The sequence below is a fragment of the Niameybacter sp. genome, assembly GCF_036655075.1.
Taxonomy (GTDB): domain Bacteria; phylum Bacillota; class Clostridia; order Lachnospirales; family Cellulosilyticaceae; genus Holtiella.
Genome location: NZ_JAVVQU010000038.1, coordinates 1 through 17323, shown reverse-complemented (window position 1 = coordinate 17323; position 17323 = coordinate 1). Strand labels below are relative to the sequence as shown.

The 17323-nt window shown below is 38.4% G+C and carries 14 protein-coding genes; 3 read left to right on the top strand and 11 right to left on the bottom strand.

Going from position 1 to position 17323, the window contains the following annotated elements; genetic code table 11:
• Positions 1–395, top strand: a 395-nt coding sequence (locus tag RRY75_RS10730) for a hypothetical protein (protein ID WP_332716707.1), incomplete at its 5' end; no start/stop codon positions are given.
• 68 nt (positions 396–463) lie between these two features.
• Here RRY75_RS10730 and RRY75_RS10725 read toward each other — a convergent pair.
• The 8 genes from RRY75_RS10725 to RRY75_RS10690 form a co-directional block, all read right to left on the bottom strand.
• The gene (locus RRY75_RS10725; protein WP_332527701.1) at positions 464–2836 is read right to left on the bottom strand and encodes a glycogen/starch/alpha-glucan phosphorylase; all 2373 of its coding nucleotides are present in this window, start codon (positions 2834–2836) and stop codon (positions 464–466) included.
• On the bottom strand, positions 2833–4320 hold the full coding sequence (gene malQ, locus RRY75_RS10720; protein WP_332527700.1) for a 4-alpha-glucanotransferase: 1488 nt from the start codon (positions 4318–4320) through the stop codon (positions 2833–2835). Before malQ ends, RRY75_RS10725 begins: the two co-directional genes overlap by 4 nt.
• Positions 4321–4325: 5 nt before the next feature.
• The gene (locus tag RRY75_RS10715; RefSeq protein WP_332527699.1) at positions 4326–5348 is read right to left on the bottom strand and encodes a LacI family DNA-binding transcriptional regulator; all 1023 of its coding nucleotides are present in this window, start codon (positions 5346–5348) and stop codon (positions 4326–4328) included.
• Between the two features lie 5 nt (positions 5349–5353).
• The gene (locus RRY75_RS10710) at positions 5354–6250 is read right to left on the bottom strand and encodes a sugar ABC transporter permease (RefSeq protein WP_332492404.1); all 897 of its coding nucleotides are present in this window, start codon (positions 6248–6250) and stop codon (positions 5354–5356) included.
• Between the two features lies 1 nt (position 6251).
• Positions 6252–7187 (bottom strand): carbohydrate ABC transporter permease, encoded by a 936-nt coding sequence (locus RRY75_RS10705; protein ID WP_332492402.1) that lies wholly within the window; start codon positions 7185–7187, stop codon positions 6252–6254.
• Positions 7188–7276: 89 nt separating this feature from the next.
• The gene (locus RRY75_RS10700; protein WP_332528242.1) at positions 7277–8554 is read right to left on the bottom strand and encodes a sugar ABC transporter substrate-binding protein; all 1278 of its coding nucleotides are present in this window, start codon (positions 8552–8554) and stop codon (positions 7277–7279) included.
• Positions 8555–8610: 56 nt separating this feature from the next.
• The gene (locus RRY75_RS10695) at positions 8611–10167 is read right to left on the bottom strand and encodes an alpha-amylase family glycosyl hydrolase (protein WP_332716700.1); all 1557 of its coding nucleotides are present in this window, start codon (positions 10165–10167) and stop codon (positions 8611–8613) included.
• A 115-nt stretch (positions 10168–10282) separates the two neighbouring features.
• A complete protein-coding gene (locus RRY75_RS10690) occupies positions 10283–11158 on the bottom strand; it encodes an AraC family transcriptional regulator (RefSeq protein WP_332527696.1) in 876 nt (291 codons plus the stop codon).
• Positions 11159–11309: 151 nt separating this feature from the next.
• On the opposite strand from RRY75_RS10690, the gene RRY75_RS10685 reads away from it, so the two are divergent.
• Together RRY75_RS10685 and RRY75_RS10680 are read left to right on the top strand one after the other, a co-directional pair.
• The gene (locus tag RRY75_RS10685; protein WP_332492395.1) at positions 11310–13070 is read left to right on the top strand and encodes an ABC transporter ATP-binding protein; all 1761 of its coding nucleotides are present in this window, start codon (positions 11310–11312) and stop codon (positions 13068–13070) included.
• Positions 13071–14849 (top strand): ABC transporter ATP-binding protein, encoded by a 1779-nt coding sequence (locus tag RRY75_RS10680; RefSeq protein ID WP_332492393.1) that lies wholly within the window; start codon positions 13071–13073, stop codon positions 14847–14849. It begins immediately after the preceding gene.
• Between the two features lie 99 nt (positions 14850–14948).
• Here the strand turns inward: RRY75_RS10680 and RRY75_RS10675 are convergent, their stop codons facing one another.
• From RRY75_RS10675 to RRY75_RS10665, 3 genes are all read right to left on the bottom strand, one after another.
• On the bottom strand, positions 14949–15479 hold the full coding sequence (locus tag RRY75_RS10675; protein ID WP_332492391.1) for a sulfatase/phosphatase domain-containing protein: 531 nt from the start codon (positions 15477–15479) through the stop codon (positions 14949–14951).
• On the bottom strand, positions 15437–15661 hold the full coding sequence (locus tag RRY75_RS10670) for a DUF2281 domain-containing protein (RefSeq protein WP_332492389.1): 225 nt from the start codon (positions 15659–15661) through the stop codon (positions 15437–15439). Before RRY75_RS10670 ends, RRY75_RS10675 begins: the two co-directional genes overlap by 43 nt.
• Before the next feature lie 129 nt (positions 15662–15790).
• Positions 15791–17080: a glycoside hydrolase family 125 protein gene (locus tag RRY75_RS10665; protein WP_332492387.1), complete on the bottom strand. Its 1290-nt coding sequence runs from the start codon at positions 17078–17080 to the stop codon at positions 15791–15793.
• Positions 17081–17323: the final 243 nt, after the last annotated feature.

The window sequence follows — 17323 nt, the reverse complement described above, 5'->3', positions numbered from 1 at the left end:
AAGCTCCTACTCCAGAAGCTACAACCACTGACGAAGCTGCCGCTACTGTTGTACCCTTCCCAACGACACCTGTGCCTTGTCTTACGACCTCACCACCTAGACCGGGCACACCTGCACGCATCACACCTAAATATAAGTCTCTATCTTGTTTAAAAGTTTGGAGTCGTATCCTTGGCATCCTATTTGGCCTGACTTGGATAGGTTGTGGCGCTTGTGCTCTTTTATACGTTCAGGGATTCCTTGGCATTGGGATTTGTCTCGGACTTGCAGGCTTTGGCATCCTTAATTTCTTCCTAGGCTTTGGCATAGCTGCCATTTTTGAGTGGATGAATGACGTAGAATGTAATCAAAGGAAAGAAATTGAACTCATGAGCCATGTGTATCACAAAATATAAAACAGGCAAGGGAAGCACTTATGGTGCTTTCCTTGCCTGTTTTGTATGTGTATGAGATGAATAGGGGCTTAGTTAATTGGGTTGATTCCCCAAATTTCACTTGCATATTGCATAATCGTACGATCACTCGAGAAGACCCCACTATTAGCAATGTTCATAAGACTCATTTTTGCCCATTTGAGCGGATTTTGGTAGCATTCAAAAACTTTCTCTTGCATGTCTTTGAAGGCTTTAAAGTCTGCAAGTACATAGTATTGGTCTGGGCGCTCCCAATTCTTACCGTTTAGAAGTGCCTCATAGATATCTCTAAAGCTTTCTCTATTTGTTGATGACAATGTGCCATCTATTAAGGCTTCTAAAACCCGTTTGATATCTGGGTTAGCCTCGTAGTACGCTCTTGGGTTATAAGTGTCTCTAAGCTTTTCTATATCTTCTACTCTTAGGCCAAAGATAAAGTTGTTCTCTTCTCCACTTTCTGCCACAATCTCTACGTTTGCCCCATCATAGGTTCCGAATGTTGGTGCCCCATTGAGCATAAACTTCATGTTTCCTGTTCCTGAGGCTTCCTTCCCTGCTGTAGATACTTGCTTGGATAAGTCTGCCGCTGGCGTAATAGCTTGAGCATAAGACACGTTGTAGTTAGTCACAAAGACAACCTTAATCTTTTGGCTCACTTCTGGGCTCTTATCTATAAGTTCAGAAATAGCTAAAATGAGCTTGATAATATTCTTTGCACGGTAGTAACCTGGGAAGGCTTTGGCACCAAAGATGAACGTTACCTTTGGAATTTCTAAGTTTGGATTTTCTTTTAATCTAAAGTATAAGTCCAAAATATAGAGTGCATTGAGCAGTTGGCGTTTGTACTCATGGAGTCGCTTGACTTGTATATCAAACAAAGAATTAGGGTCTATATCGATCCCTTCTCTTGCTTTGATATAGTTTGCTAACTGGCACTTCTTCTCATACTTAATCTTCTGGAGACTTTCTAGAAATGCCGTATCCTCTGTATACTTGGTGAGTTGCTTCAACAAGGTAAGGTCCGTCATCCACTCATTGTTCCCTAGTTTCTCAGTAATCAAGCTTGCTAACTCTTGATTGGCTAGGACTAACCATCTTCTAGGCGTAATCCCATTGGTTTTATTTTGGAACTTATAAGGATAGAGCTCATACCAATGATGTAGTTCAGTTTGTTTTAATATATCTGTATGCAACTTAGCCACGCCATTGATAGAGAACCCAACGTATATCGCTAAGTTTGCCATATGCACCTTGCCATCTTTAATGATGTGGTAGGCATAGATTTTGTCCTGTCCCCATCCTTTTGCCACCAGCTCATCTACTAATACTTTATCGATCTGCTCAATAATTTGGTAGATTCTTGGGAAAAGCTTTTGTATCAAGTGGGCATTCCACTTTTCTAAAGCTTCTTGTAAGATGGTATGGTTGGTGTAAGCAAAAACTTCTCTTGCAAGATCTAGTGCTTTCTCAAAGCTTTCACCTTCTTCATCTACCAAAATACGTATGAACTCAGGGATAGCCAGTACTGGATGGGTATCGTTAAGCTGCATTGCATGCCACTTAGCAAATTCTGTGAAAACGTTGCCATGGTGGCACTTAAAGTCTCTCACTATGTCTTGTATAGAAGCACTGACTAAGAAGTATTGTTGTCTTAGTCTAAGTAGCTTTCCTTGCTCGGTGGAATCGTTAGGGTAGAGTACCCTTGTAATGTCTTCTGTACGATTTTTTTGCTCTAATGCCTTATCATACTGTTGGTTGTTGTAAAGGTTGAAGTCAAACTCACACAAAGGTTCTGCTTGCCAAAGTCTTAGGGTGTTGATAGTATCCCCCTTAAAGCCTACAATAGGTACATCATAAGGTACTGCCTTGACCTGCATATCTGCAAAGTTAACATAGACGGTATCATCTGCCTTACGAATGCTCCAAGGATCCCCATACCTAAGCCATTCATCAGCCTCTTCTACTTGTTCACCATTTTTGAAGCACTGTTTAAAGAGTCCATTGCGGTATCTTAGTCCATAGCCTTGAACCGGTAGATGCATGGTAGCACTTGAGTCCATAAAGCAAGCTGCAAGTCTACCAAGTCCTCCATTTCCAAGGGCAGCATCTTCTTCTATATCCTCTACTTCATTAAGATCAATATTCAAATCTTTTAGTAAATTTTTTACTTCATCATAGGCTTGTAGGTTAATCAAGTTATTCCCAAGAGCCCTCCCCATTAAGTATTCTGCCGAAATATAGAATGCCATTTTATGTGACTTATAGGCCTTAGTCGTAACATACCATCTATCTACAATTTGGCTCATGATTGCTGTACTTAACGCACTCCAAACCTCATCTGTAGTTGCATGTTTGACAGTTTTACCATATGTCATTTTGCAGTACATTTCCATGTATTCTTTAATAGGTTGTTTATTAATCATATTAAGCTCCTTCCGTAAAGCTTCGTCATATCATATATATGCCTAGAGAGCTCATTAGTAAGCGCATCTTTTTTCATACGCCATATCCAATTCCCTCCTAACGTCCCTGGTGTGTTCATTCTTGCCTCGTCATCTAGTCCTAGTACATCTTGCATTTGTGTCAGTGATAATATGCAATTACTTGCCCATGCACCTCTTATAAATCCAAAATGATATGTTTCATCTGTATCTAACCTCAAATACTTTTTGGCATAGGCTGTTTGTGCTTGGTCGCCTGCTTCTTCTAGCCACCCTATAATGGTACTGTTATCATGGGTCCCTGTATACATAATGGCCTCTTTTTCACAGTTATGTGGGATATAGTCACTTGTTCCTTGCGTGTCAAAGCCAAATTGCAAAACTTTCATCCCTGGATAGCCCGTTTCCTTCCTAAAACTTATGACTTCATCCGTCATAAACCCTAGGTCTTCTGCAATGATATTTAACTTGCCTAAAGCCTGCTCTATCGCTCTAAAAAGTTTCATTCCAGGTCCTTTTACCCACTCCCCGCCTTTAGCATTTTCATCTCCATAGGGCACTGCCCAGTAGGATTCGAATCCTCTAAAGTGGTCAATACGTACCACATCATACAGTTTGCTAGTTTCTCTCATGCGATCAATCCACCAACTATAGCCAGTCTTATCTAAGTACTCCCAATCATAGATTGGATTACCCCAAAGTTGACCTAGTTCTGTAAAGGCATCAGGCGGGCAACCTGCTACAACGTGTGGCACTCTGTTTTCATCTAACTGAAATACCTCAGGATGTGCCCATACATCACTACTATCTACTGCTACATATATAGGGAGGTCTCCTATAATTTGTATACCTAGAGTATTCACATACTTCTTTAACTTATTCCATTGTTGATAAAATTTATACTGAATAAATTGCCAAAGTCCTATTTCATCTTTCAATTGTTCTTTATAATGTGCCACGGCTTGGGGTTGCCTTAAACGAATGGCCTCATCCCATTCTAACCAACTTTTGTTTCCCATGGCCTCTTTCACAGCCATATAAAGAGTATATTCGTCTAACCAAGGTTTATTCTTCTTACTAAAAGCTTGAATCTCGTCTTCTAATGTAACACTTGCCCTAGCATACGCTTTTCTTAACACCTGATAACGGGTGACAAAAAGCCTGCCATAATCCACAGTTTCACCATTTTCCTCTCGGTCTAGGCCCTCTAAGTCTGCTTTGTCTAAAAGTCCCTCTTCTTTTAAGGTATCTAAATCAATAAAATAAGGATTACCTGCATAGGCAGAAAAAGATTGGTAAGGTGAATCTCCATACCCCGTATGTCCTAGTGGCAGTATTTGCCAATACTTCTGTCCGCTTTGTTTCAAAAAGTCAGCAAATTGATATGCTGACTTTCCCAGTGTTCCTATTCCATACGCCTCTGGCAAAGATGAAATGTGCATTAAGATGCCACTTCCTCTATCCATAACTCTCACCCCTCTATTTGAGATACAGACATTCTCTCTATTAATTTGGTTTCTAAAATAATATTTTGATTAGACCCATTCTTTTCAATCAACTCCATCAAGAGATCAATACTTTTTTCTGCCATTCGTGTACCTGGCTGCTTGATTGTTGTAAGCGAAGGTGTGTAATATTCCCCAATATTAAGTCCATCAAAACCTATTAAGGAAATATCTTCCCCTATTTTAAGACCACAGTCACTGATCGCTTTGCCTGCCCCTATTGCCATAATATCTGAAATGGCAAAGAGCGCTGTAATCTCGGGTTGGTTCGCAAGGAGTACCTTTGCACTCTCATAGGCTGGTGCGTAGTCATACCCGCCCATTACAACATATCCTTTATTAACGGGTATACCTGCTGCTGCTAAGGCTTCCATATAGCCCTTTATACGTCTATTACTGACACCTGCATCAAATTCATCCCCTAGCATAATAGCTATGTGCTTATGCCCTTTTTGAATAAGGTAGTCTGTGGCTTCATAGGCTGCTTTTTTATTATCAATACACACCCTTGAAAAGAGTTGGTTACTAATTTTCATATGACTATCTACTGAGGTTAAGACAACTGGTACATCAATATCTTCAAAGAATTCTCCTTCTATTTTAGAAAAGTTTCCACCTAGACAGATGACACCTTGTAGTCTCTTCCCTTTAATAAAGGAGACTAACACTTCCCCTTCACTATCTCCTAAGTTGTTAGCATCATAGTGATGTAGAATCATGGTATAACCAATTTGATTAATCCGAGCTTCTATAATCTTCAACATTTCAGAGAAGAAGGGGTTAAAAATACCTTTGACCAGTACACCTATATGCTTCATATTATTGCTCTTTAAAATTCTTGCACTATTATTGGGCACATAGTTGTGTTCTTTCATCACTTCTAACACTTTATCTCTTGTTTCTTTTTTCACATCAGGATGGTTGTTGAGTACTCTTGATACAGTACTTACCCCCACACCTGATAGCTTTGCAATATCTTTAATATTCATATGTATCACCCTTTAACTGAGCCTGCTGTTATACCCTTCGAAATGTATTTTTGTGATGCCATAAATAGCACAACAATAGGGAGTGAAGACATAATAGCTGCTGCGGAATATTGAGACCAGTTTGTAGCAAACTTGTCTTTAATGAATTGTTCCATACCAAGCGGTAAGGTTAATGTGGTCGGATCCTTAATCAGTGCTGCGGAGTAGATAAATTCACTATAAGGTCCAATAAAGGAGAATAGGAAAATAACAATAAGCATATTTCTTGTCAGTGGCAAAATGATTTTTGTAAATACTTGCCAAGTGGATGCCCCATCTACTAATGCAGCCTCACTTAATTCCTTTGGAATACCATCCATATAACCTTTTAAGAGCCAGATATTGTAGGCATTCCCACCACTAATGATTAAAATAAGTACCCATAATTTATCCATCCCACCAAAGCGGTACACGATTCCAAGGATTGCAGGAAGTGCCATGGTTGTTGGGAAGATTTGAAGGAGCATCAAGGTCATTAACCCATTTTTACGTCCTAAGAATTTTAATTTTGAAAAGGCATAGGCTGCGGGTACTGCTAAGCAAAGTTGAATCACTGCTACAGTCGTACATACAATCAGCGAGTTTTTCACCCACTCTAAGAAATTGGTGTCTTGGATGACCGACTTATAGTTGGACAAGGTCCATACCTTTGGAAAAATCGTTTTTTGTACAAACACATCTCCACCTGCCATGGATGCAGACACAACAGCAATAATAGGAAAGAGTGTAATAGCAATGACAATCCAGATAAAGACGCGGCCTACCCAACTGCCTATGACTTCTTGCTTAGAAATTTCATGCTTATGAAACTTCACCTCTTTTTTGGCCTTAGTTTGGCCTCCTAACTTTAATTTTTCTTCCATCTTAGTCCACCTCCTTAAATTGACCAGATGCTCTCATCTGAATAAAGGAAATCGTTCCTATGACAAGGAATGTAATAATACTCAAGGTAGCCGCCATGTCATAACGCCCGAAGGTAGTGGAAAGCTTATATACAGTAGAAGCTAAAATGTCCGTATGCCCTGCAAACTGACTTCCAAGTCTTGCAGGTCCCCCTTTGGTAATCAAGTAGGCTGAACCAAAGTTGTTGAAGTTGAAGGCAAAGGAAGAAATCAAGAGTGGATACGCCGTCTGTGCAATAGAAGGTAGTGTAATCTTAATAAACTGCATCAGCTTACCCGCCCCATCCACTTGTGCTGCTTCATAATAGTCATCTGGAATGGCACTAATCGCACCCATACACACATTCATCATATAAGGAAAACCTAGCCAAATGTTTGCAATCAAAATACCTATTCGTGCCCACATTGGGCTAATCAACCACTGGATAGGTTCTTGGATGATATGAAGGGTCATCAACATTGAGTTGATGGCACCATAACTGGAGTTAAATAACCCTTGCCAAGATAAGATGGCAACTGTAACAGGAAGTGCCCAAGGTAAGATTAAAATACCTTTATAAAATCCGGCTTCCTTTATATTTCTGTTACTTAGTACAAGTGCTAAGACAAGCCCCACTAAGAAACACCCTGCTGTAGAGACAACGGCAAAGACGACTGTCCATCCAAATACAGGAAAGAATACATCTTTAAATGGACCATTGATGGCATCTATAAAGTTTTGAAATCCTACAAAGTTATATTCCCCTTGTGAGTAAATGGTATAATCCGTAAATGCGATGTAAATGGTATAAAGTATTGGTAAAAAAGTCAAAATACAAATAGATATTAAAGCAGGTGCTAAATATTTATATCCTGTTACACTTTTTCTAAGCGTTAGCTTTGGCCCTTCCTTACGCATAGAATCCCCCCCTCTTTTTTAATGAAGGGATAAGAGTCTCTCTCCTCTTATCCCTTCTTCTTATTTGAGCTAATTTACCTACTTACCTCTTATTTTTGTTGTGCAATCCCGACTGCAATTTGGTCAGCAATCGTTGTTCCACATGTTGTAGCATCAATTTGACCAGCTGTTAAAAGCTTGATGTTGTCGGCAGCTGGTGCCCACATTGCTGCAACTTCTGGGATGTTAGGCATAGGATTTGCATGAGCCGCTTGAGCTGCAAAGCCTTGTGTATAGACATCTGCGCCTACTTTATCACTGTTTAATACACTTGTTAAAACAGGAATTCTATTCCCTACATCATAGAGTATTTCCCCTGAGTTTTCGCTTAAATATTTGACAAGGTCAAAGGCAAGGTCTTGTTTGTCTGATTTTGCACTCACAAAAGCTGTTTGAACCCCTAAGAAAGAAGGTGTTACATTGTCCCCCATCTTTGGAAGTGGTGCAATACCAAAGTTCATGCCTGCATCTTTTGCAGCACCTACATTCCAAGGTCCAGAAATATAGAAGGCTGTATTGCCTGAAAGGAACTCACCTTTTGCAATGTCATCGTTGATATCTGCTGGCATAAAGTTGTATTTCATAACAAGGTCTTGTAAAAATTGATAAGACTTGATGGCACCTTCATTGCCAAGACCAATGTCTGTTGGGTCAAGTGTGCCGTTGTTGTTTTTGAAGACATATCCACCGTTTGCCGCTACAATACCATAGGTTAGGTAGAAGTCATTCACGTTGTACATAAAGCCCTTTTCCTTGGCGATTGTTACAAGGTCATCCCATGTTGCTGGTGCTTCACTACAAAGGTCTTTGTTGTAGAAAAGGCCAATTGTTTCTTGAGCAAGTGGTACTGCATATTGTGTACCATTGATGGTGACTGCATCAATAATGGCTTGTGAAGCATAAGTACTTAAATCGAATTTGCCTTCTGGCACTTCTGCTAAGAGACCTGCTTTTTGGAAGGTCCCTAAGTTATCATGTGCAAGGCCAAACATAATGTCTGGACCATTTTTACTGTTGGCAGCTTGCAAGAAGCCTTGCATATCAGATTGGTCTTCTAATACTTGAACTTCTACATTATTTTCTGTACCCCATTGGGTAGCTAACTCACTAATAGCGGTAACCTCTGGTGAAGTTAAGTGAGACCACACTGTAAGTGTTTGTTTTTCAGCTGGCTCTGTCTTTTCCTCAGCTGGTGCAGGTTGTTCTACCTTTTCTGGTTCTTTTGCTGTATCTCCTGTATTTACAGGTGCACTACTACAGCCAAACATTGTTCCTGTTGTTAAAACCATAGCTGTCATAGCCGCTGCAAACTTTATTCTTTTACTCATACAATAACCCCCTAAAGATTCTTTTTTATATAAAAGCTTTTTGCTCTTATAACACTTTAATTTTTGGATAAGATCATAATCTGTCCTGGCTTCAAAGTCACTTGGTGTGTATAGTTCGAGCTGTTTTCCCCTGTTGTCAAATGTGTTGGCCCTTGGCTATCTAAGAGCACCTTATAGGTGCCTTCTTCTAAAAGGATTGTTTCTTCTACATCACTGACACTTGCAAGAACATAGATTTGTTCTTCCTCATAAGACCTTTCCATAGCAAATACTTTTTGACTCGGTGTTTTCACCTCTTCAACAGTACCTATGCTAAGTGCCTTGTGGGTATTACGCAGACCTATTACTTGCTTATAGTGATGATAAAGAGACTGGCTATCTTCTATTTGTGTATCTAGCGCGACTTGCTCCACTTTGTTTGTTGAGTCAATCCACGTCGTATTTTGAGTCAGGTCCTTCCCACTCCAGATGAAAGGCTCGCGTATATGTTCATCTGGTTTGGTACCTGTCATACCTATTTCTTCGCCGTAATAGATAAAAGGTGTACCTGGAAGGCTCAAGTAGATTGTCGCTGCCACTTTCATCTTCGCTACATCTTCTCTTAAGATATTCATGACCCTTGTTTGGTCATGGTTCGTGAGAAATGGGGCAAGAACAAAACTTGCATCTTCTTCCTTATACATCTCCTCTATTGTTTTGTAGTTATACACCACATTAGAAAGGGTCTTATTATTCATAGCATTTAAAATGCTGTCGCCTACATTAAAGTCAAAGAAGGAATCTAACACTTGTGCGTATTCACAAATATTGTAGGGTGCATCCCACACCTCTCCTATGAGAATAGCTTCTGGATTTTGCTCATGGACAAAACTTTGAAATCGGTTCCAAAAATCGATATTTTTTTCCTTTTCATTATAAATCCATTTGGCTGCATCCAACCTAAACCCATCTATACCTAAATCTAAATAATGTTTGGCTACCTTTTGCATTTCTTCTTCTACTTGGGGATTGTCATAGTTCAGGTCAGGCATACTCTTGTCAAACATGGCATAATAAAGTTCTTCTTGCCCTTCATTAACTGCCCATGCAAGTGTTGACATAGGCGAACGCTCAAACTCCTTTGATAGATCATCATTCCATATGTAGTACGCTCTATAGGGACTTTTTGCATCTTGTCTTGCTTCCTTAAAATAAGGATGCTCCGTTGATGTATGGTTGATCACCAAATCCATAACAACCTTAATGTCTCGCTTATGGGCTTCTTTGACCAACACTTCTAGGTCTTCTAATGTGCCATAGTCTTCATCTATTGTGTAGTAATCTTCCGTATCATATCCATGGTAACTTGTTGCCTTTGTAATGGGCATAAGCCATAGGCCTCTTACACCTAAGTCTTCTAAATAATCTAACTGAGCTGTTACGCCATCTAGATCTCCTATGCCATCACCATTTGAATCTTTGAATGCTCTTACAAATATTTCATAAAATACGCGGCCCTCATAGTTCTTATAAGCAACTGGTGTTGGTGGATTTATTGCACTTCCAATCCATATACTTATAATAGCAACTATAATTATAGTACTTCCTAGAAAAATGAGTTTCTTCTTCGGCAACCTTTCACCTCCTGGAATAGATACCGGAATCAGTTCTGGTACCGTTACTATTATTATATATGGATATGACTTCCATTTCAATATTATTTGTATTTTTTATAAAATATTATATTTTTTACTTCAAATTATCTTTTTGTTCCTTTTTTATTTGCTTGCTATAGGCAGAAGGTGCACTCCCATAGTACTTCTTAAATAGCTTACTGAAGTAATAGGCATCCTCATAACCCACAGACTTAGCCACTAGATTAATAGGCATATCATTTTTTTCTAATATTTCTTTTGCCTTTTCTAATCGAATTTGAATGAGATAGTTAATCGGAGAGGTTCCTGTTTCTTCTTTGAAGATTTTAGAGATATAGACTGGGCTTAAATACATATTCTTCGAAATATTATCCAGTGAAATGTCTTCCATATAGTACGAACGCATATAATCGATTAAACTTTGAACAATGACGTTTTTATCACGATTCGCAAATTGGGAAACTTGTAGGGAGGTTGGTGTACTACACTCATCCATCTCTCTATAGATGATGAGAATGAGCTTCATCACTAATGCCTTTAAGACAAAGCTATGTCCTAGAGGTCTTAAACGCTGCTCTTTTTCAATCTCTTTGCAACACTCTACAAATTCATTCTTATATTTTTGAATAGACACAATAGGTGGCCCGTTCAAAGATTTCATGTAGTTAGGGGCTGTACAATCAATGTGTAAGTTTCCAATGCCAATATGCAACTCTGTACAAACGGTGTTAGACTCCACTAAGCTTTGATGATGTACACCTGGATTAAATACCATGACATCATCTTTTTTGAGTGTGTAGCGTTCTCCTTCTATTAAATAATTAATCTGTCCCGAAGTCACAATCGACAGCTCTACAAAGTCATGGGTATGATAAGTGGTTAGGGATATATTATCTTTATTTGTTAAAGCATTTATAATAAACAACACGTGGGGATTAAAGGAATCAATAGACTGTATAGGGATTAACATAGCAAACCTCATTTTTAGTTTCTTTATTTTATCCTTATTGTATATCATGATAAGAATATACATCAATAGGTTAAAATAATACATTTTTATTTCTCCCAGTTTTTATATAATGAATGATGTTAGTTTGAAATCACCCATTAGGAGGGACATTATGGAGACATTTAAGTGGATATGGGGATACCTTAAAGACTACAAATTCAAATATGGCTTTTGCCTTATTCTTGTACTTGTAGCAGCTTTAATCAGTATGATCAACCCTATTCTAGGTGGAACAATCGTAGATAGAGTCTTAGGAAATGGTGAGACCAACATTCTCATTCCTATCCTACTCATCACAATCGCAACGGCACTTATAAAAAACGGGGTAGCCTACGCTTATCAAATGAACTTTGAGTACATTTCTCAAAACATTTTACTACGTATTAGAAAGGACTTATTCGATAAACTCTTAACACTAGACGTAGACTTTTACAAACAGATGAAAACAGGTGACCTGATGGCACGTATTACTGGGGATACAGACCTTCTCAGACATTTCATCGCGTGGGTTATCTATAATATTCTATATAACATTAGTGTATTTGTATTTGGACTTTTATGCATGTGGTTTATTAATCCAACACTGACACTTGCAATGCTTGTTGTTTGTCCGTTTATTGCATTCTTTACAAATAGAATGAGTAAGCACATTGGACCTACATTCCACAAAGCACGTGAGGCTTATTCTAGACTTAACTCTGTTGTACAAGAAAACATTAGTGGAAATCGTATTGTTAAAGCCTTTTCTAAGGAAGATTATGAAATTGAAAAGTTCAACAAACAAAATGCTTTCTATAAGGAAGCAAACTTAGATACCATTGAAGTTACCCAACACTATATTCCTATCTTAGAGTTTTTAGCAAGCTTCTTAACCGTAGTGATGCTCTTTGTTGGTGGAATCTTAGTTATTCAAGACCAAATGACACTTGGGGATTTGATGGCGTTCAACGGACTTCTTTGGGCACTTAACAACCCTATGCGTTCAGCGGGTTACCTTATCAATGATACCCAACGTTTTATTGCTGCTTCTGCTAAGATTCGTGAGCTTCTTGCTACAGAGTCTAAGATTCAAAACCAAGAAGATGCAGTAGAACCAGAACGTATCAAAGGAGAAATTGAGTTTAAAAATGTATCTTTCAGCTTTGAAGATACTGACGCACTCAGAAAAGTTTCCTTTAAAGCATCTCCTGGTCAAACCATTGGGATTATTGGTCACACAGGTGCTGGTAAATCTACTTTAATCAACCTTATCTGCCGCTTCTACGAGCCAGTAAGTGGTAAAGTCTTAATTGATGGTAAGGACATCCGTAGCTACAGCATTCGTAGACTTCGTGAAAGTATTGCTATGGCTATGCAAGAGGTCTTCCTCTTCTCAGATACGATTGAAGCCAACATCCGTTACGGTGTACCAAAGGCTTCTTCTAACCAGATTCAACAATTTGCTTCTATGGCAGAGGCAGATAGCTTCATCCGTAGTATGCCTGAAGGTTATGACACTGTTGTTGGGGAACGTGGCGTAGGACTTTCTGGTGGGCAAAGACAACGTATTGCTCTTGCTCGTGCTTTAATCAAAGATCCTTCTGTTTTAATTCTAGATGATACCACTTCAGCCCTTGACATGGAAACTGAAATGCGTATCCAACAAAAATTAAACGAAACAACACGTAAAAGAACAACCTTTATCATCGCACATCGTATCTCTTCTGTTAAAGCTGCTGACTTAATCTTAGTCCTTAAGCGTGGACGTGTGATTGAACAAGGTACACATGATGAACTGATGGCACTTAAAGGTGAATACTATACAGTATTTGAAACTCAATTTGGCGACTTCGACAAAGAACTTGCAAGTCTTACACAAAAGGAGGCGAACTAAATGGCACGTAATACCTTTGACCAAGATGAAACACTCGAACAAGGCTTTAACATGTATCATGTGAGACGCCTTTACGATTATATGAAACCCTACAACAAACCAATCATTGGCTGTATGTTCCTTATGATTATTTCAAGTTTACTCGGACTATTTGGACCTTACCTTATGAAGCTAGTCCTTGACGACTATATTCCAAACAAGAATATCACAGGGCTTTCTATCGCAACGCTCCTGTTCATTCTATCACTTGTAGGTATTAGTTTGATTATGCAAAACCGTATTAAGACTATGGGCCGCGTAGGTCAAGACATCTTAATCGACATGCGTCATGACCTATTTGTGAACTTACAAAAGCTTCCTTTTACATACTACGATACACGCCCTCACGGTAAAATCTTAGTTAGGGTTGTCAACTACATTAATGCATTAAGTGACCTATTAAGTAATGGTTTTGTCAACTTAGTGGCAGATATCTTTAGTATTATTTTAACCATGATCTTTATGTTTGTCTTAGATGCTAGACTTGCTTGGGTGAGCTTAATCGGGATTCCTATCCTTATAGCTTTCATGTACCCACTTAAAACACTTCAAAGAAAAGCGCATCAACAACTGAGCACAAAGCAATCTAATATGAATGCTTATGTAAGTGAAAGCATCAATGGCATGCGTGTTACACAAGCCTTTGCCCACGAAGAAGAAAGTATGCGTGTGAATGAACATGTTTGTAACGAATACAGTGGTGCTTGGCTTGGTGCTGTTAAACTTAACTTCTTAGTTTGGCCTATTATGGATAACGTAGCGACTTTAACCGTTGCGATTGTTTATGCGAGTGGTGTACTCATTTTTGTAGATGATATTTCTGTAGGGCTTCTTGTAGCCTTTGTTGCCTATGTATGGCGCTTCTGGGGTCCGATCACTAACCTTGGAAACTTCTACAACACCATCATCAATGCTATGGCAAACTTAGAACGTATCTTTGAGCTTATGGATGAAAAACCATCTGTTCATGATGTACCAGATGCAACAACACTTCCTCAAATTGAAGGTAATGTGAAATTTGAAGATGTTACATTCGCTTATGAAGACGATGAAATGATTCTTAAAGGGGTAACCTTTGAAGCCAAACAAGGTGAACGTGTTGCCATTGTAGGACCAACAGGTTCAGGCAAAACAACAATCATCAACCTTATTAGCCGCTTCTACAACATCAACGATGGCCGTATCCTCATTGACGACCATGACATTAGCAACGTAACCCTTTCTTCTCTTAGAAGCCAAATGGGAATCATGATGCAAGACTCCTTTATCTTCTCTGGTACTATTATGGAGAATATTCGTTACGGTAACTTAACTGCAACAGATGAAGAAGTTGTTGCTGCTGCTAAAATCGTTAAGGCACATGACTTTATTATGACCTTTGAAAATGGTTACGAAACGGTAGTTAACGAACGTGGAGACAGACTTTCAGTAGGTCAAAGACAGCTTATCTCCTTCGCACGTGCACTTCTTGCAAATCCTAAGATTCTCATCTTAGATGAAGCAACTTCAAGTATTGATAGCCGCACTGAGATTTTACTTCAACAAGGTCTTGATGAACTTCTTAAAGGCAGAACTTCTTTTGTTATTGCTCATAGACTTTCAACCATCAAGAACTCTGATAAGATTATCTACATCCAAGATGGTAAAATCTTAGAGATGGGTACACATGATGAACTGATCGCACATGAAGGTGGCTATTGCCACTTATACACTACACAATACGAATTATTAAAAGCTTAGTATGAAGCATATAAAAGAGGGATTACCACACCAAAGTGTAGTAGTCCCTCTTTTAGCATCTTAGAAGGGATTTACTAGGCCCTTCTTTCTATGTAGTTTTTAATTCCCACAGATTTGTGGAAACCTATTAGTAGAAGTCTGCATCAAATAACTCAATAAGTTATTGGTCATTTGTTGTACCACGTCTTGATACTCAGGCTGACTGGCTACATTCTGTCTTTCTTCTTTGTCTTTTTCCAAATCATTGAGTTCATAAGTCCCATCCTCATAGCGAATAAACTTATAATTTTTGTTGATTAAGGCATATACACAAAAGTCCTGGTCACCAAATCCATTTCGATACTCTACAAGGCACTGTCTATAGTTGCCTGTTACAACCGAGTGACCAATAGTACATTTAATCGTATCAAATCCCCAATACCCCTGCTCTATTTCATGGTCTGCTTGCCTTTGCCAATGCACCTTTGCCTCTGCACTCATAGTACCTGTTGGGTCTCCCGTAGGTTCAAAATGCATCTTACCCACATTGGCAGTCTGATACCCTTGCCTCCTTAAATAATGAGGTAACGTTTTACCTTCATCCTTTGCTAATACACCATTAGACCACACCCCATGATTTCTAGGGTACATACCTCATCATCTATCTCATTATCCCAGAAGTCCAGACTACTTTCGCTGACTTGCTGTAATTCTCTGTAGAGTTCTTTCTCTTTTTTAAGTTTTAAGTATTCTATAAAATCGACTACTTCAGCGGCTTCTTTATCAGGCAATTCTTCTACAAGTTCATGTAATAACTTTTGAATAGCTGTCATAAAAACCCTCCTGTATACTTTTACTTTTATTATACACTATATCCTTATGAGGTGTTAGTTATTCAATATCAAAGATAGTTATTTGTAGACTTAAAAAGGCTGCCCAACAGGGCAGCCTCTTTGCTTTAATTATCTTTTTACTTTATATCCACAGTAGTCAAGTACAAGTTCACAGAACATTGCATTTGCCCATGAGAACCATTCTCTTGTGTATTGAGCAGGATCATCTACGTTGAATCCTTCGTGCATTAATTCTTTTCCACCATCTGTGTTTTTCATCATTTCAAGAATACCTTTTTTGTATTCCATATCGTTTGATGTTAAACCTTGCATAGCAAGTGAGATGTGCCAGATGTAGTTTACTGGTGTATGTGGGCTACCGATACCTTGAGCTTCTGTCCCTTTGTAGAAGTATGGGTTCATTTCACTAAGGATCATTTTTCTTGTGTTTTTGTATGTTTCATCTTCTTCATTTACGTATCCGATGTATGGGATAGAAAGAAGACTTGGAAGGTTTGCATCGTCCATGATGTTGTATTGGCCGAAACCATCTACTTCATAAGCGTATACTTTACCGTATTGGTAGTTGTTAAGTGTACCGTGAGCTTCGATAGCCGCTCTAAGTTCTTCTTTAAGTTCAGCAGCAACTTTTGCAAGTTCAGCGTTGTTAAGTACTTCTGTAGCAATTTCTACTACATAGCCCATGATAACTTCTGCGAACATGTTTGATGGGATAAGGTATCCGTACATACAAGCATCATCACTTGGTCTGAATCCTGACCATGTAAGACCGATATCAGATTTAACTAAAGCACCTTTACCGTCTCTTGAAAGTGTATCTGTGTAGTAACAACCTTTTCTGATGAAGTTGTAAGGTGATTTATTTTCATGGTCTTGTTCTGTTCTAAATACTTCGATAATACGGTAGATTGCTTTTACGAATTGTTCATCGAATTGACCTGTTCTACCTGTGTTTTTCCAAAGTAAGTAGCTCATTTGAACTGGGAAGCAAAGTGAGTCAATCTCATATTTTCTTTCCCAAATCCATCCACTCATCTCTGTTTCGTCTTTTTCCCAACAGTTTCCGTTGTCTGCTTCGTTGAAAGCATTTGCATAAGCATCGATTAAGATGTATTGCATTTGTCTTTTTACAAGACCTTCAAGCATATCAGCGATTTCTGGATCTTTTTCAGCTAATACATAGTATGGTCTAAGTTGACATACAGAGTCACGAAGCCACATTGCTGGGATATCTCCTGTGATAACGTACGTAGAACCGTCTTCCATCTTTTTAACAGTTGTATCTAAAGTATTTGTATAGCAGTTTTCGAACATTTTAATAAGTTTTTCATCACCTGCTAATTTTGCTCTAACTTCTTCAAGGAGATTTTGCATTGATTGTGGTAATTGTTTTTCCATGAGTCAAATCCTCTCTGTTTCAATTAATAAAGTATAATTCATGTTATAAAGATATTATACAAGATATTTTAGCTTTAGAATAGCTTTTTGTATTTTTTTGTTAGTTTTTTATTACTCGTTTTGTAACTTTAAATTAGGAGTTTTCTTTTTATTATTATCTGTACATTTTCTATTTTAATTACTATAATTTAAATAAATTCAATCATTTAATCTTAAGATGCAAACTATACTTTTATTATTAAC

Excerpts from the sequence above, each read along its gene's own strand:
- RRY75_RS10710 (WP_332492404.1), bottom strand. The coding sequence starts at position 6,250 with ATGGAAGAAAAATTAAAGTTAGGAGGCCAAACTAAGGCCAAAAAAGAG.
- RRY75_RS10670 (WP_332492389.1), bottom strand. The coding sequence starts at position 15,661 with ATGACAGCTATTCAAAAGTTATTACATGAACTTGTAGAAGAATTGCCT.
- RRY75_RS10665 (WP_332492387.1), bottom strand. The coding sequence starts at position 17,080 with ATGGAAAAACAATTACCACAATCAATGCAAAATCTCCTTGAAGAAGTT.
- RRY75_RS10725 (WP_332527701.1), bottom strand. The coding sequence starts at position 2,836 with ATGATTAATAAACAACCTATTAAAGAATACATGGAAATGTACTGCAAA.
- RRY75_RS10690 (WP_332527696.1), bottom strand. The coding sequence starts at position 11,158 with ATGTTAATCCCTATACAGTCTATTGATTCCTTTAATCCCCACGTGTTG.
- RRY75_RS10705 (WP_332492402.1), bottom strand. The coding sequence starts at position 7,187 with ATGCGTAAGGAAGGGCCAAAGCTAACGCTTAGAAAAAGTGTAACAGGA.
- RRY75_RS10680 (WP_332492393.1), top strand. The coding sequence starts at position 13,071 with ATGGCACGTAATACCTTTGACCAAGATGAAACACTCGAACAAGGCTTT.
- RRY75_RS10675 (WP_332492391.1), bottom strand. The coding sequence starts at position 15,479 with ATGTACCCTAGAAATCATGGGGTGTGGTCTAATGGTGTATTAGCAAAG.
- malQ (WP_332527700.1), bottom strand. The coding sequence starts at position 4,320 with ATGGATAGAGGAAGTGGCATCTTAATGCACATTTCATCTTTGCCAGAG.
- RRY75_RS10700 (WP_332528242.1), bottom strand. The coding sequence starts at position 8,554 with ATGAGTAAAAGAATAAAGTTTGCAGCGGCTATGACAGCTATGGTTTTA.
- RRY75_RS10685 (WP_332492395.1), top strand. The coding sequence starts at position 11,310 with ATGGAGACATTTAAGTGGATATGGGGATACCTTAAAGACTACAAATTC.
- RRY75_RS10715 (WP_332527699.1), bottom strand. The coding sequence starts at position 5,348 with ATGAATATTAAAGATATTGCAAAGCTATCAGGTGTGGGGGTAAGTACT.